This is a genomic window from Nonomuraea sp. NPDC050202 (assembly GCF_040656115.1).
Taxonomy (GTDB): Bacteria; Actinomycetota; Actinomycetes; order Streptosporangiales; family Streptosporangiaceae; genus Nonomuraea.
In genome coordinates, this window is the sequence record NZ_JBFALF010000024.1 from 135,643 (window position 1) to 148,102 (window position 12,460).

Here is a 12,460-nt window from a genome sequence, read left to right on the forward strand (position 1 = left end):
TCCTAAGGCCGAGTCATCGGGGGATTGAGGACATGGACCGGGCCCGCCCTGAAGAGCCGGGCGGGCCGCCCGTTCGAGGTCTTGCGCATAGGGCCGTCGGCGACGATGAAGCCGCGGGTGCCTTGTACCTTGCGGTAGAAATTGCGGGGATCGAGACGGACGCCCCAAACCGCCTCGTACACCTGCTGGAGCTCCGAGATGGTGAAGGACTCGGCGCAAAAAGCAGTGGCCAGGGCGGTGCGCTCCAGCTTGACACGCGCGCGCTCTACTCCGTCGATGACGATACGGCGATGGTCGAACGCCAGCTTCGTGCCCGGAGCCAGGGCGTCGTCCACCGGGGTCCATGAGGCGTCGGCGGCATCGGTACCGGCGACCGGCTCCGGCAGCCGGGGTGCGATGGCCAGGTAGGCGACGGACACGACGCGGCCGCGCGGGTCGCGGCCTGGCTCGCCGTACACGGCCATGGGTTCCACGTGCACGTCGGACAGGTCCGCCTCCTCCAGTAGTTCCCGCCGCGCCGCCGCCTCGAGATCCTCGTGCTCGTCGCGCAGGAAACCACCCGGTAGGGCGAGGGCTCCAAGAAACGGGTCGATCCCACGTTCCACAAGCAAGACGTGCAGGCGCGCGTCACGCAAGGTCAGGATCACCAGGTCGACCGCGAGCAGGATGCGCGGCGGCTGCCATGGGTCGTCGGGCATGAGCACACCATAAGTTATTGTCAGATCGACAGGAACCCTCTTCAAGCACGGACAGTAATGTCTGGCGCCAAGGTAGAGTGTCGGGGCCGGCCATGAGCAGCCGTCACCGGCCCACCCGATATGGATCCGCCTGCCGAATCACCACGGCTGAACGGCTGCAGTGATGCCAGCCTCGGTCACGCCCGGATATGAACAAGCACCCGCATCTGAAGAGCGGGACCGCCTTGCAAGGCTCCCTCCGGGAGTATCGCTTTCACCAGCGTAAACACCCGCCCAGCGATGGACAACGAGGACGTCCTTGCTGAGGAGCCGAGGCAGGCCGAGCAACAATCACATATGACCCGTCAGCAGAGAAACCGGACGCCTTTCGACTCGAGCTCTCCTAAAGCGGGTGCCGCAGACATCCGATCTGCCTTAGCCGTCAAGCCGTTGCTCTCGATCGCGGTGGGAAGGCCGCGTGCTCGTCGTAGGTCTGGCCCTTGTGCAGGCAGTGGTGCAGGCAGCCGAGCATCCGGTTGAAGGTGTTGCGGAGCGCACTGGAGTGGCGGTCGCCTTCGTCGCGTCGCCGGTCGTAGTGGGCTCGGGGGCCGGGTGCTCGCAGGGAGGAGAAGGCCCAGACGTAGCCGGCGGCGGCCAGGCGCTGGTTTTTCACCTTGCGGTGGTGAACGCACACTGCCCAGCCACCAAAGCTCACACAGTCTCCCCATCCCTCGCCGCGCCCGCCCGCGCACAACCCGCGCTTCCGCGCGAGGCGGGATTTGCGTCACCATGATCGTCAGATACCCGACGAAGGAGGCTGCTTGGTCGTTTTCGCCTGTGCAGCATGCGACACTGTGCTGACCGCGAAGGTGGCGCGGGTGGCACTCCCCGACCACTCCGGCCAGAAGTACCACCATGACCGGCTCCCCCATCTGCTGGAGCCAGGAACGTACACCGTGGAACCCGGAAACGGCTCATCCTGGCAACCATGGGAATCCGAGCCGCAAGAACACCGCATCCGACTCCAGGTGTACAAAATCACGGGCCCCCCGAATTGGATCGCCATCGCGCCGGGCGACGTCCGCAGAACCGCCTTCATCCCGGAACGGCTCGGCGGCTGCTGTTGCGGCTGGGACGGCCAGTACAGCGCCCGAGTCCGGCCCCGAACTTGGGCGCCTGTTTGGTCACGCCGTAAGGCTCTCCAACCAACTGCATCCGCTTCGAGTGTGTCCAGTTTTCGGCTCTGGTCCACTTTCGATGGTTACGGAAAGTGATAGCTCGTGTCGGTCCATCGCCATCTCGGCGTGCCGTGCCAGCGTGACGCCGGTATGACGTAAGTGATCTTGCAGGCTGGTACTCCCGTATCTGGCCGATCTGGTCATCAACGGCGTTCAGGCTGGGCCCGGAGCAATCGTGGTACATGTCGCGTCCCCGGGACAGGTCGGTGGCGTGTCCCGGCTGCGGAGCAGCCGGGCGGGTGCACGGTTATGTGGATCGGCAGTTAGCGGACCTGTCGTTGGGCGGACAGCGGGTGCTGGTGGGGTTACGGTTTAGGCGATTGCGGTGCGCGAGGGTGGAGTGTGAGCGGCAGACCTTCCGAGAGCCGTTGCCCGGGCTGGCCGAGCCGTATCAGCGCCGCACGATCGCCTTGACCACGCAGGTGGGGGTGGTCGTACGGGAACTGGCCGGGCGGGCGGCGTCTCGGCTGCTGGCCGCGCTGGGAGTTGGGCTGTCGTGGCAGAGCGCGATCCGGCCGTTACTGCGCCTGCCCCGCCGCTGCGTCCGGTGCCGGCGGTGATTGGGGTGGACGACGCGCGACCACCTATCGCGTTCAAATTCGTGCATACGCCCCAGCGTCCACCCCCGCTCCACAAGTCTTGCCCTCTTCCGATGGATCACGAGCAAGGGTCCGAGGTGATACCTCAGGCGGAGAGTGCCTCGGGTAGACGTCGCGCCCCATGGATAAGCAGGCTCGCGCCCTTGCGTGCCGCCAGTTCCGCCGGCCCCGCTAGATCGTCACGCGCCCCCAGCGAGCACCGCCGCCCGCACGGCCACCTTGAGCAGGGCGCCCGAGCCTTGACCTAGTCTTTTTAACAAGGCCTGGACAACAACAGCGTCAGCGCCTGAGCCAGGGCCGTCCACATGTCGGCCTGTGCGCCGGCCGCCGCGACCTCGAGGACACCGGTGATCCGGTTGGCGTTTGACTTGCTCGCCGGGGACCGTGTGGTCCACAGCCCGGCCGAAGTCGGCCGCGGGCAGCGCCCCATACGCGGTCAGCATGAGGATGGCCTCGCCGCCAGGCCCCCTGGGCAGGTGTGAGATGGGTCACGGCGATGACGATCGCCTGCCGGACCCTCGGTGTGCGCCGGAGCGGTCACGGTCTCCACCGGACTACTCCACGGAAGGCACTCAAGGAGGGGGCCCGGCCAGTGCCTTCCGATGCATGGGTATGAGGGGCGGCCACTACACCGTGATGTTTCGGGAGGACGCGTGCTGGGCCGTCTTGGCGCGAGAGTCAACAACTCGGCGGGCGGCCCGGGCACGCCCTCAGCCGACGAGTAGGGCTCTCTGAGGAACGGCGCGTCGTATGCGGTCAGTACGGCGGGGTCGGCGTCGGCATGCAGTTGCGCGTCAGAGGCGGCTTCGCGGGTGGCCATGTTCGAAGGTTTTCAGGCGATAAGCGCCGTGCCTGTCTGTGCAGCCGGTCCGTTGTACGTCACCCCGCCCCACGCGGTAGGCCGCATCCCCCGCGTCCCATGCCGCCGGGCTGGGTGGACGATCAGGATCGGCGTAGGCGTTGGCGTTCCGACGTCGCGACGACGCCGTGCAGTCTTTCCGGTATCAGGGTTGGGCGCGTATGGCTGCGATGGCGATCTCACCGCTGACGGCGTGGGCCGCGACCACCGGCGCTACCAGGCTGTCGACAATGACCGTGGCCTGGCCGGCCGATCCGGACGTGTAGCTCACGGCGTCCACGACCGCCTCCTCCACGACCAGCGCCGGCCCCTCGGAACCGTTCCTGCGTCCGGGCACGTGGATGAGCTGAACCCGCTCCCCTCGCTGTAGGTCATAGGGCACCTGGCCTGGCTTGAGCGCCAGCCCCAGCCTGACAGGCCTCCCCGCGACCGCTGCGCCATCCGTGACCATCGGCCGGGTGAGCAGCGTCCCCGGCAGCACCGTGACCGTCGCCACGGCCGCCGCCACCTGATCACGCTGGGACCAGGGCCAGTACGAGGCCCCGTCGTCAGCGATGCGGGCCTCCTGCAGTACGCCGCCGCCGAAGGGCTGACCGGCGCCGACCCGCCCGGTGACACGGATCACGGACGTACGTTCGTCGGCACGCATCACCAGCATCGTCGTGGCCAGGGCACCACCGAGCACCAGCAGGACGGCGAGCGCGGCAAGCCCCGGGCTGCGTTGACGGGACCACTGCGGCAGCCCACGTGAAGCGACTCCAGTCAGCACACCCGCTCCTCCAATCCTTCACGAAAGGAAGCCTTGGTCTTAGAAGTTGCGTGCCGGATTACACCAGCGCCACGAGCCACCCTCGGGATCGACGTCAGGGCCGTAGCAGAATTTGGCCCGCTCGATGGAGCCGAAGAACACCGAATCCAGAACACAGCCGCGCTTCGGCCCTGCCTGCAGGAGAATGGTTCGGCCGATCGTCGTCTGGTACTCCACGGCCACTTTGTTCTTATCATCGAGGCGATCACACAGTGCGATGTCTTTACGGTCGTCGCTGATCTCTACCTCCCCGAGCCGGCCGTACCCATCGTTCCAAGGCCGTCCAGATGCCCACACGAGCCCAGTTACCATCAGCGAAGCAGTCAGCATTCCCGTTGCTACCAGCATCGAGCCTGGCATCGCCTCTCCCTTCCGATCACGACGCCACATCATGTCACTGATTGTAATTGAATACAATCGAACGGTAACGAGTGGGCAAAGGTCCGATCCTTTGACCGGCTGGCACAACGGATGCCACGAGACCATACGGGCCGCCGCAGGCGCACCGGTCACAGGCCACAGCCAGCGGGTTGATCGCATACACCTTGCGACCGGTGGCGCGCAGACAGGACACCAGCAGGCCACGTCCAGTCTCGATCGACGGCGTGGCGGGCGTTGGCGGAGGCGACCGGCCGGCAGCGGAACAATGCCTCCGCCGCGCGCAGGCCAGGGCTCTCCGGCGGGTGTGGGAGTTGATCGCCGCGCGCGGGGGCGTACCGGCCTCACGGACCTGCTACGGCGCCTCGGCGAAGGGGTCCTGATCGGCTGGATGCCACGATCCAGCTCTGTCACAGCGGCAAGGAAGCCGGGGCCAGGACGTTCATAGGCAGCTACGGGCTGTTCCCGCTGACCGCGTGGTGCGATGACACCGGCGAGCGCCTGGCTATCAAGCTGCCCGGCAACGCGGGCGCCAACAACGTGGCCGATCACCTTGAGGTGCTGGCCACCGCGATCGCGCAGATCCCGCCTCAGCACCGCAGAAGGATCGTCATCACCTGCGACGGGGCAGGCGCCACAATCGAGCTGCTGGCCTTCATTACCGCGCTGAGCACGCGCAGCCGCCAGGCTCCATACTCGGTCGGCTTCGGCCTCGATGAGCGTGCCCGGATCGCGATCACCGCGCTTCCTGCCGATGGGTGGCCGTGGGTGCTGGACGAGGCGAGCCCAGCCCGTGATCCACAGGAGGCGGGCACTACGGAGCTGACCGGCCTGCTGCGGCACTCGGCCGGGGCTGTCCGTCTCGTTGCTCCCGAACCCCCTTACCACCTCCGGCGTGGCGTTCCATTACGCCGAAGTTGCAGCCCGTCGAGCCGGCTGCAGCGGTGCCAGTCCGCTGCAGAGCACCCGCACGTGTAGAGCGGGAACGTCTTGCAAGGCTCCGGCCGCTAGTATCGTTTTGACCAGGCCAGACACCCGTCAAGCGATGGACGATGGGAGGTCCTTGCCGAGGCACCAATGCACGGTGAGCAGCAACCACATATCGCCCATAAGTAGATATATTGGACTCGAAGAGACTCGATCTCTCCTAATACGGGTGCCGCCGCGTCGAAGTCCGCGCCCTCGATCCAGATGGCGCTGACGCGTCACCGAGATCATCGCGCAGGACTTGGAAGATCTTTTTGCCTTCTCCTGACCGATCGTTGGCGACCCTCCACACTGAGCACCGTGATCGACGATCTCACCGACGTTAGGAACCGCCTGATTCCTCCCGGGCGGCTTCATCAGGTGGCGGCTCTGCTCAACATGCCGCACCTCGACGAGACCGCAGCCCACGACGACGACGCTCCGCGAGCCCAACAGCAAGTGGCGCTATACACCCGAATCGCCAACTGGGCCCAGCTATCGGCGCAGGCAGCCGCACAACCCGGCGCATCGGACGCGCATGAGACCACTGAGCAATACGCCTACCTCATCGAATACACCGACCAGCACACCAAAGGCTGGCACCCGGCTCCCAGCGAGCACTCCGATGGCATCACCCTGGCCGATACGGCCGAGACGGTCGCCCGGACCGTACTCCTCCGGTACCTCACCCACCTGGCCGAACACCGTGACGACTACCAACTGTGGCTGGTGGACTCGCTCTCCCTGCGAGCGAGCGTGTGGCACATGAACAGCGCCGAGACGCACCGCCGCGGCCGTCACCGCAACTGGGCCTCGACAGCGCCCACCTTCAAGGAGATCAAGATCCCTCCTCACGCTGTCGAAATCCGCACACCCAGCCAGATACACCGGATCATGGACCACCACAACGCCCCTTGATCGAGGGCCGAGGTAATGGAAGCGATGACGCGCGCGCTGCCCAAGTCGCGCCGCATCCGGGGGCACGCGCAGTCGTGATGCCGACCGGCGCGCCCGGCCTCGCTCAGATGAGCGTGGACAGCTTGGGGCTTTGGCGGCGCCGGTTTCTGGGGTGCCATCTCCCGCAGGCCGGCGTCGACGCTGATCCGTGGTCGGCAGCCGAGGTCGGTGCGGGCGGCGCTGATGTCGTAGGAGCGGTCGCGGCCCATGTCGGCGACCAGCCAGTTGGTGACCCGGGGCGGGGTGCGTCTGCGGAGCAGGCATGCGCTGCCGTCCATCAGGGCTGCGATCGGCGCGGCGGCGGCTCGCGGGATGCTCCGGCCGGCGGTGACGTCAGCATCCTGGGGTTGCCGGCAGGGCAGTGAAGAAGTCGCGGATCGGCATGGGGGTGCCGTCGGTGACGTAGCAGGGCGCGCCGTGGCGACCGCGGGTGAGGGCCGGCACGCCAGCGATCCCACGGTCGCCGCGTTCGTCGCGCGGCTGCAGGCGAAGAGCAGCGATTTCCGCCGCATGCGGGCCGAGCACGAGGTGGCCGTCGAACGAACGGACCGCGAGACCGTGATCCACCCGTGGGCGGGCCACCTGCTCCTGAACTGCGAGACACTCGTCGGACTCGACCACCAGCAGCGGCTGATGGTGCTCACCCCCGCCGACCACGAAGGCCGCTAGCGCCTGGAACTGCTCCAAGTGCTCGGCTTCCAGGAATTTCCCCAGGCATACGGAACGCCGTCCCAAGGGGCAGACCGTCGCTTCCACGAGGATCCATGACCCATCGGCCCCACCGCATGGTAGGGGCCCGTGCGATCGGCGGACGAGCCGCCGCAGGGGCTGACCGGGACGCCCGAGGCCTGTCGTGATCCGATGCGGCGGAGGTGACCGCCAGGCGCTCCGCCGAACATGGGACTGCAGGCACCACCGCTCACGTCACCGGCGGGAGCGGAGCTCCCTGTCGTCGCCCTCCAGGGAGGGCCGGGTCACCTCCATGAGATGCCGCTCAGCCTCTCCATCACCCGCTCCACCTCGCCCAGGCGATGCTGGGAACCGTACAGATCCAGTGCCTCCAGCCAGGCCGCTCTCGCCTCCGAGTCGTTCCCCAGGGCGTGGTACGCGTCCCCCAGCCCCACCAGCGTGTCGGCGCCCTGGAAGGCGTTGCCGGTGCCCTTGCGAAGGCAAGCGGACTGCCCGTAGTACTCCAGCGCACGCTCGTGCTCGCCCTCACGCAGGGCGAGCATGCCGAGGCTGTCCAGCGTCGCCGCCTCGCCGCCGCGGTCCTGGTGGCGGCGGAAGAGCGCGAGGGCCTGCTCGCACGCGGAGCTCGCCGCCTCGTGATCGCCGAGCTGCAGGTGGATCCAGCCCAGGGCGCTGAGGGCGTTGGCCTCCCAGATGGGGTCGCCCGCCTCTCGCTGGAGCAGCAGCGCCGCCTGCGCGTGGCCGAGCCCGCGCCGCAGCTCTCCGTATCTGCTCCACACCCACCCGAGCGTGTGGTGTACCTGGGCCAGCCGGGAGCGGTCCCGCAGTTTCTCGAACAGCGCTAAGGCCTGGTCGAGGTGGTGGATCGCCACCTCGCGGTCGCCGGCGGCCGCGTAGGCGTACCCCGTGTGCCAGAGGACCACGGCGGACGTGTGCGGGTCGTCGAGCCGCTGCGCGGCTGCCAGCGCGATCTTCCAGCTGTCGAGCCGCTCCCGGTTGTAGGAGCGGCGTAGCAGGAAGGAGTTCATGCCCCACGAGAGCTGCCAGGCCTCCGCGTCCAGGCCCAGCTCGGGGGCCAGGAGCTGCGCGGCCAGCAGGCACGGCAGTTCGGTCTCGAACCAGGCCATCGCGGTGGTCGCGTCCGGGAGTTCCGGCAGGTCCCCCTCCCCGCGGGCGAGCGTGATGGCCGGGCGGTGCGGGAAGAGCACCCGGTCCGCGGCGAAGGCCATGGCCGTGTACGCCTCGACCAGACGTACCAGGGCCTGTTCCCGCACGTCCGCGGGCAGGTCGGCCTCGGCCCGTTCGACGGCGTACAGCCGGACGAGGTCATGCATCCGGTAGCGGCCGGGCGAGAGCTGCCGGAGGAGGTTGGCGGTCTCGAGCGTGGAGATGTGGGTGCGGGTCTCGGCGGTCGGGAGTCCCGCGAGGGCGGATGCGGCAGGCAGGCCGGTCTCGGGGCCGGGAGCCATTCCCAGCAGGAGGAAGAGCCGGGCGGCCGGCGGATCCAACGCCGCGTACGAGGAGGCGAACACGGCACGCAGGCCGGCGCCCGGATCGCCGGTCTGCAGGGCGTCCAGCCTGGTCGCGGGATCGAGCAGCTCTTGCGCGAGGACGGCCAGCGGAAAGCCGGGCTGCGCGATGGCGCGCGCGGCCAGCACCCCGAGGGCCAGAGGCAGGCCGCCGCTGTGCTCCAGCAGCACGGCGACGGAGGCGGGGTCCGCGGCCATGGTCTGCGGGCCGAAGTGGCGGGAGAGCAACCGGCGGGCCTCCCCGTCGGAGAAGGCGCCGACCTCCAGCAATCCGGCGGAGTGGGTGGCGTTCAGGCTCACGAGCCGGTTCCGGCTGGTCACCAGCACGGCGCAGCCCGGCCTTCCGGGGATGAGCGGGGTCACCTGGGCGCTGTCCCTGGCGTTGTCCAGGACGATGAGCAGCCGGCGCTCCGCCAGGACGGACCGGTACAACGCGGCCTGCGCCTCCTGGTCCGCCGGGATGGCCTCGGGAGGCACACCCAGCGCTCCCAGGAAGTGGCGCAGTACGGTGCCCGGCGGCACCGGCTCCTGGACGTCGTCGAAACCGCGGAGGTTCGCGTACAGCTGCCCGTCCGGGTAGCGGTCGCGGTGCCGGTGCGCCCAGTGGAGCGCCAGCCAGGTCTTGCCGATGCCGCCGGGCCCGCTGATCACGGCGACGCCGACGTTGTCCGCCCCGGAGGCCATCCGCCGGTCGAGCTCCCGCAGCTCGCGCTCCCTGCTCGTGAACGATGCGGGCGGGGCGGGAAGCTGAACGGGCACGGGCAGGGACGCCCGGCGCGCCTCCCGCCGCTGTCGCGGGGCCGTGTCGGACCGGAGGATCCGCTGCTGCACCTGCCGGATCTCGCTCGTGGGCTCCAGCCCCAGCTCCTCGACCATCCGGTTCCTGAACTGCCGGTACACCTCCAGGGCCTCGCTGCGCCGGCCGCTCTCGTGCAGCGCCTCCATGAGATGCCCGTGAAGGCGTTCCCTGAGCGGGGCCTCGCCGGCCAGGACGCGCGCCTCCGTGACGACGTCGGTGTTCCTGCCCGTCGCCAGCAGCACGGACAGCCGCTCCTCCAGCGCGTCGAGTCTCAGCCCTTCCAGCCAGTCGGCCTGCGCCTGGGCGAACGAGCTGCGGATCCCGGCGAGCGGGGCGCCCTGCCACCAGCTCAGCGCCTCGTCGTAGTGGCCCAGCGCCTCTTCGTGCCGGCCCGCTGTAATGGCCGCACGGGCCAGCGCCACCTGGGAGTTGAAGCAGGAGAGGTCGATCCTGGCGGCGGCCGGCTTCAGGACGTAGCCCGGCCGCTGAGTGTCGATGACGTCGGCGTCCAGAGCGGCGCAGGCCCGGCGTACCTCGGAGATCAGCATTCTGACCCTGGAGGCCGAGCGGCTGTGCCATGGCCGATCCCAGACCGCCTCCGCCAGCCGCTGAGTCGAGACCACTCGATCGGCGTGGAGAAGCAACGCCGCGAGAACGGCGCCCTGGTTCCCCGAGAAGGTGATCCGCTCGGCTCCCACCTGCAGCTGGACAGGTCCGAGGAGGCGGAACAAGACCGCCGGCGCGGTGCCGTCGCCGCCCTCCATCAGCGGTTCCCCACCCCTTCCGCTTCTGACTGCGGACGAGTGTACTGGCGGACGATCATCAGGGCTCGGTTCCCGGGCCATCACCGCCGATCAGGGGACAGTGCGGAAAACAGGCGGAAATCGGGCGCCGGATCCATAAGGTCAGACCGTAATTCCGCAGACGGAGAGCCCGAATGAACGCGGCATTCCCTGCGGCCGAGACTCCATACCTGGAAAGGATTGGCGTATGAAGACCGCTGTCAGGCGTTTCTCTCTCGGAATGTCGACCGCCATCGCCGCCGCCGCCATCGCCGTCACCCTCGCGCCGGCGCCCGCCTCCGCGGAGACGATCCTCAGGTGGTACCCGTACACCACCGCCGGCGCGAAGGCATGCAACAGCGCCGCCAACACCGGGGGCCCCGAGTACTACTGCACCACGGTCAAGGTCGGCGGCGTGAAGATGTACGCCCTCGCCATTCCGTAAACAACACCGTCGACCGAAAGCCCAGGCCGACCGGCCTGGGCTTTCGTGTGAGCGCTCCCGGCCGGGCCGCCGGCCCTCGCCGTGCCGGGCCACCTCGGCGGCGCGGACAGCGCCTCCCAGAACTGATCGTTTGCCATCGCCAATGCCATATTGTCCGAATTGATCGACCCGATAAATGTCATTGTGATCCCGCTCACACTCCGATCATCTCCATGAACCAACCCGCCGGTTATTCAGTCAATCCGCTAAAGGAGTCATTCCAAATCTGAACACGAGAAGCCGCTGTAGGAGCCTTATTGGAATCGACATCCGCACCCGAGCTGCTCTGTTTCTTCGGATTGGCCTACCTGGCGTGGGGTATCTGGCTGCTGATCAGTACACGACGGCTCCGAGCCCGCGGGGTTCGGGTACCCGGTGTCATCACCGGTCTGGTGCGGAGCCGTGACCCTGACAGCTCCACGTCCAGGCCGATCTTCCGTTTCACGACTCTCGAAGGCCACGAGGTCGAGGCCACCTCGAAGTTCGGTGAGGCCGACCCTCCTCGACCAGGAGACCGCGTCACCATCCTCTACGACCCTCAAAAGCTGCGACATGCCCGCATCGACACCGGCGGTCAGCGCGGTTCCACCTTGGGGCAGATCCTGACGGGCGCCGGCCTTCTTTTCGTGACCCTCAGCCTGCTCATCACTCTCGACATCATCTGACGCCGGTCGGGCCGCGCTCCGAACTCCTGCGAGCTCGGGTTTCCCCGCCCAGAACCACCAGAGCGTCCGCGGTACCGGGTCGATATCGCAAAGGAGCCAGATGTCCGCAGTACAACCGAACCACGGCCGCGGGCTCAATCCCGATGAGGGCAACGCGACCAGGCGTGTCATCGCCACCGTGCTCTTTCCGTGGATGACCGCCAAGTTCCTGTTCAAACCTCGGGTCGGCCCATCGCCCAAGGACCGGACGCTGGACCGGCTGGCGTTCTGGCGATCGGTGGTAGGCCTCGGCGTGATCCTGATAGCGACCTCCCGCTACCAGGACGTCTGGGCCAACATCATCCGAAAGGCGATGGAAACCGGGCGGCTCGCTCTGGTCCTGCTGCCGCTACCGCTCCTCGTGATCTTCTTCGTGACCCGCTCCGGCCACCGCAAGCAGCTCCTGCCCGGTGTGCTGCTTCTGGTAGGACGCGCGGTCCTCGCCCTGGCCTTCTTCTACCTGCCGATCGTGTTGATCTTCGCCGCGGCCGGCGAGCTCAGCTTCGACTCCCTCGCCAACGGTGAGGCGCAGTTTCAGCATGACGTCGACATCAACGCCTCGGGGGCAGAAGCACTCTGGCTGCTCGCCGCGGTGGCCCTGGTGATCGCCCTCATTCCCTGGTTCCTGTGCTTGTGGTACTGCACGATCTACTGGGCGGCGCGCACCGGATTCTGGATGGCCGATGTCCATCCGCTGCTCGCACCGATCGGCACAACGGGTCTCATGCTGCTGGTCAGCGGCCAGGAGATCATCGCGCACGACACCAACGGCGTACCCGACTGGCTGTGGCTCACGCTGAACCTCTGCGGCGCCGCCACGGCGCTGGTGCTGGCCATATTCGAATTCCGGCACCTCCGGTCGACCGGTTACCGGTTCCGCAACGGACCGGAACCAGCGGACATGGATGCGGACGACACGTCGTCGCGAGGGCGACACCCCGTGTTCCAGGGGCTGCGGGGCGACCCGTCCGGCTGAGTAGGGGGCTACTC

At 68.0% G+C, this 12,460-nt stretch carries 11 protein-coding genes and 1 pseudogene; 7 read left to right on the forward strand and 5 right to left on the reverse strand.

Features of this window, described 5'->3' with window-relative positions; translation table 11 throughout:
* Positions 1-2: 2 nt before the first annotated feature.
* Together AB0I79_RS43175 and AB0I79_RS43180 are read right to left on the reverse strand one after the other, a co-directional pair.
* Positions 3-698: an NUDIX hydrolase gene (locus AB0I79_RS43175; protein WP_357886132.1), complete on the reverse strand. Its 696-nt coding sequence runs from the start codon at positions 696-698 to the stop codon at positions 3-5.
* Positions 699-1,119: 421 nt separating this feature from the next.
* Positions 1,120-1,350, reverse strand: a complete 231-nt coding sequence (locus AB0I79_RS43180; protein ID WP_357886134.1) for a hypothetical protein — start codon at positions 1,348-1,350, stop codon at positions 1,120-1,122.
* A 777-nt stretch (positions 1,351-2,127) separates the two neighbouring features.
* On the opposite strand from AB0I79_RS43180, the pseudogene AB0I79_RS43185 reads away from it, so the two are divergent.
* A pseudogene (locus AB0I79_RS43185) lies at positions 2,128-2,489 on the forward strand (transposase family protein); the annotation flags it as partial.
* Between the two features lie 1,029 nt (positions 2,490-3,518).
* On the opposite strand, the gene AB0I79_RS43190 reads toward AB0I79_RS43185, so the two are convergent.
* Together AB0I79_RS43190 and AB0I79_RS43195 are read right to left on the reverse strand one after the other, a co-directional pair.
* Entirely contained in the window at positions 3,519-4,142 is a 624-nt protein-coding gene (locus AB0I79_RS43190; RefSeq protein ID WP_357886136.1) for a hypothetical protein, read from the reverse strand.
* A 39-nt stretch (positions 4,143-4,181) separates the two neighbouring features.
* Positions 4,182-4,574 carry a hypothetical protein gene (locus tag AB0I79_RS43195; protein WP_357886138.1) on the reverse strand — a complete coding sequence of 131 codons (393 nt, stop codon included), beginning with the start codon at positions 4,572-4,574 and terminating at the stop codon, positions 4,182-4,184.
* A gap of 525 nt (positions 4,575-5,099) precedes the next feature.
* On the opposite strand from AB0I79_RS43195, the gene AB0I79_RS43200 reads away from it, so the two are divergent.
* The 3 genes from AB0I79_RS43200 to AB0I79_RS43210 all read left to right on the forward strand — a co-directional run bounded on the left by AB0I79_RS43200 (position 5,100) and on the right by AB0I79_RS43210 (position 7,151).
* The gene (locus AB0I79_RS43200) at positions 5,100-5,537 is read left to right on the forward strand and encodes a hypothetical protein (protein WP_357886140.1); all 438 of its coding nucleotides are present in this window, start codon (positions 5,100-5,102) and stop codon (positions 5,535-5,537) included.
* Positions 5,538-5,846: 309 nt separating this feature from the next.
* Positions 5,847-6,443, forward strand: coding sequence for a hypothetical protein (locus tag AB0I79_RS43205; protein WP_357886142.1), 597 nt, complete (start codon positions 5,847-5,849; stop codon positions 6,441-6,443).
* Positions 6,444-6,899: 456 nt separating this feature from the next.
* Positions 6,900-7,151 (forward strand): hypothetical protein, encoded by a 252-nt coding sequence (locus AB0I79_RS43210; RefSeq protein ID WP_357886144.1) that lies wholly within the window; start codon positions 6,900-6,902, stop codon positions 7,149-7,151.
* 305 nt (positions 7,152-7,456) lie between these two features.
* On the opposite strand, the gene AB0I79_RS43215 is transcribed toward AB0I79_RS43210, so the two are convergent.
* On the reverse strand, positions 7,457-10,264 hold the full coding sequence (locus tag AB0I79_RS43215) for a BTAD domain-containing putative transcriptional regulator (protein WP_357886146.1): 2,808 nt from the start codon (positions 10,262-10,264) through the stop codon (positions 7,457-7,459).
* Positions 10,265-10,523: 259 nt separating this feature from the next.
* Here AB0I79_RS43215 and AB0I79_RS43220 point away from each other — a divergent pair, with 259 nt between their 5' ends.
* The 3 genes from AB0I79_RS43220 (at position 10,524) to AB0I79_RS43230 (ending at position 12,446) form a co-directional block, all read left to right on the forward strand.
* Positions 10,524-10,727, forward strand: coding sequence for a hypothetical protein (locus tag AB0I79_RS43220; protein ID WP_357886148.1), 204 nt, complete (start codon positions 10,524-10,526; stop codon positions 10,725-10,727).
* A gap of 296 nt (positions 10,728-11,023) precedes the next feature.
* Complete coding sequence (locus AB0I79_RS43225; RefSeq protein ID WP_357886150.1) at positions 11,024-11,431, forward strand: DUF3592 domain-containing protein; 408 nt, start codon at positions 11,024-11,026, stop codon at positions 11,429-11,431.
* A gap of 100 nt (positions 11,432-11,531) precedes the next feature.
* Positions 11,532-12,446: a hypothetical protein gene (locus AB0I79_RS43230; protein ID WP_357886152.1), complete on the forward strand. Its 915-nt coding sequence runs from the start codon at positions 11,532-11,534 to the stop codon at positions 12,444-12,446.
* Positions 12,447-12,460: the final 14 nt, after the last annotated feature.

What these genes read in the sequence shown, in the direction of transcription:
- AB0I79_RS43175 (WP_357886132.1), bottom strand. Translation starts at nt 698, where the DNA reads ATGCCCGACGACCCATGGCAGCCGCCGCGCATCCTGCTCGCGGTCGAC.
- AB0I79_RS43195 (WP_357886138.1), bottom strand. Translation starts at nt 4,574, where the DNA reads ATGATGTGGCGTCGTGATCGGAAGGGAGAGGCGATGCCAGGCTCGATG.
- AB0I79_RS43215 (WP_357886146.1), bottom strand. Translation starts at nt 10,264, where the DNA reads ATGGAGGGCGGCGACGGCACCGCGCCGGCGGTCTTGTTCCGCCTCCTC.
- AB0I79_RS43220 (WP_357886148.1), top strand. Translation starts at nt 10,524, where the DNA reads ATGTCGACCGCCATCGCCGCCGCCGCCATCGCCGTCACCCTCGCGCCG.
- AB0I79_RS43230 (WP_357886152.1), top strand. Translation starts at nt 11,532, where the DNA reads ATGTCCGCAGTACAACCGAACCACGGCCGCGGGCTCAATCCCGATGAG.